At 32.5% G+C, this 1,816-nt stretch carries 3 protein-coding genes; 2 read left to right on the forward strand and 1 reads right to left on the reverse strand.

What is annotated here, in order from left to right; genetic code table 11:
• Window positions 1–55 precede the first annotated feature (55 nt).
• The gene (locus tag L950_RS25170) at window positions 56–514 is read right to left on the reverse strand and encodes a DinB family protein (RefSeq protein WP_021191454.1); all 459 of its coding nucleotides are present in this window, start codon (window positions 512–514) and stop codon (window positions 56–58) included.
• 265 nt (window positions 515–779) lie between these two features.
• Between L950_RS25170 and L950_RS34685 the strand changes: the two genes are divergently transcribed.
• Together L950_RS34685 and L950_RS34690 are read left to right on the forward strand one after the other, a co-directional pair.
• Window positions 780–1,151: a DUF1016 N-terminal domain-containing protein gene (locus L950_RS34685; RefSeq protein ID WP_021191455.1), complete on the forward strand. Its 372-nt coding sequence runs from the start codon at window positions 780–782 to the stop codon at window positions 1,149–1,151.
• 60 nt (window positions 1,152–1,211) lie between these two features.
• A complete protein-coding gene (locus L950_RS34690; protein WP_231577857.1) occupies window positions 1,212–1,637 on the forward strand; it encodes a PDDEXK nuclease domain-containing protein in 426 nt (141 codons plus the stop codon).
• The last annotated feature ends 179 nt before the right edge of the window (window positions 1,638–1,816 follow it).

The following is a 1,816-nucleotide window of genomic DNA, read 5'->3' on the forward strand; positions in this document are numbered from 1 at the left end:
TTTTTGGAGGAGGTCAGAGGTCAATCTTTTTGAGGGTAAAACGATAGGGAATATGCTAATGTTGCTTTCGGACAAAGACAATATAATCTGTGCTGACCGGCTCAAGACCATTCTTTCTCATCTCTGTTGCTATTTGAGCTCTATGATAGGTTCCGTGATTAAAGGTATGTAGCAATATCTCTTCAATGGAGTTTACAAATTTATCATTTTTAGTGTTTTTATATTGAATGCTATGTTTGTCATAATCGTTGTGTTTTTTGATCTTTTCATCTAAGCCAGCGGAAGCTAAATTATGGTATTGTTCGCATTCCATAATACTATGTTCATCCCAAACGCCTAGGTATGGTTTTTCACCATTTAATCTACTTAACCAGATTATTTGTGCATTAACAATATGACTCATTAGTCGTAAACAGGAGGGAGGAATTATACTTCCTTGAGATTTTATTGTACTGATGACTGATTTATTGGCCCAGTCATTATATAACCATAAATGTTCAATCGGATTTGACATTGTAAATAAATTACTTTGATTTAAATATACGCAATAATTTCTCTAAGAATTCATTTTGTGAGCGGACATCTTATTTACTTTGGGGAGTGACTACTTTAAAAAAGATGGATAGCTTATCATTTTATTATAAATGTGTTATCAAGCCTAGTTGAGTAGGGCTTACCATCGACGAGCTTGAAAAGCTGTATAGCAATATGTCAATTAATCATAGCAAATATTCAAACCTAAATAATAAATTGTAATTTTACAATATATTCAAAATGCAATGGAACAACGTTTTATAGATGTCATTCAGCTAATCAAACAATCTCGTATCAAGGCGATAAAAGCAGTAAATACTGAGCTGATCAATCTGTATTGGAATATTGGCGAGTACATTAGTAAGCGCATAGAAACTACTGAATGGGGTCAATCTGTTGTAAAAGAATTGGCACAATATATCCAAAGAACGGAACCAGAAATAAAAGGCTTTTCTGATAAGAACCTTTGGCGTATGAAGCAGTTTTATGAAACCTATAAAGATTTTCCGAAACTCTCAGCACTGTCGAGACAATTAAGTTGGTCGCATAATTTGGCTATATTATCTCGTTGCAAAAGCATAGAAGAAAGAGAATTTTACCTTAATATTTCTAAGTAAGAAAACTATAGTTTTCGTGAATTAGAACGTCAAATATCAACAGGTTATTTTGAACGTACCATGATCGGAAATACAAAACTCTCAACAGTGTTGAGAGAATTTAATTTTGGTATAATTAATGCATTTAAAGATAGTTATATTTTTGATTTTCTGAACCTTCCAGAGCCATATAACGAAAGTGATTTACAAAGAGGTTTAATTCATCAAATGAAAAATTTCATTTTAGAATTAGGAAAAGAATTTTTGTTTATTGCCGAAGAATATAAAATACAAGTTGGGAATAGTGATTTTTATGTTGATTTATTATTTTATCATCGAGGATTACAATGTCTGGTCGCTTTTGAGTTGAAAGCCGACAAGTTTAAACCCGAACATTTAGGACAATTGAATTTCTATCTCGAAGCTCTAGACCGTGATGTAAAAAAAGATAATGAAAATCCTAGTATTGGCGTTTACTGTGTAAAGATAAAGATAGTGAAGTGGTAGAATATGCTCTAAGCAGAAGCCTTTCACCCACAATGGTTGCCGAATACCAAATGCAATTACCTGATAAAAAATTACTACAGCAAAAACTGCACGAGCTGTTTGAGAATAATCAAGCATAACAGCAATAAAATGCAGTGGGAACATGATCATAAAAAACGTATAAAGCCATTCTGCCAAGA

Origin of the sequence: Sphingobacterium sp. IITKGP-BTPF85, assembly GCF_001006065.1 — a bacterium.
In the GTDB taxonomy this organism is placed as follows: domain Bacteria; phylum Bacteroidota; class Bacteroidia; order Sphingobacteriales; family Sphingobacteriaceae; genus Sphingobacterium; species Sphingobacterium anhuiense.

Excerpts from the sequence above, each read along its gene's own strand:
- L950_RS34685 (WP_021191455.1), top strand. The coding sequence starts at position 780 with ATGGAACAACGTTTTATAGATGTCATTCAGCTAATCAAACAATCTCGT.
- L950_RS25170 (WP_021191454.1), bottom strand. The coding sequence starts at position 514 with ATGTCAAATCCGATTGAACATTTATGGTTATATAATGACTGGGCCAAT.
- L950_RS34690 (WP_231577857.1), top strand. The coding sequence starts at position 1,212 with ATGATCGGAAATACAAAACTCTCAACAGTGTTGAGAGAATTTAATTTT.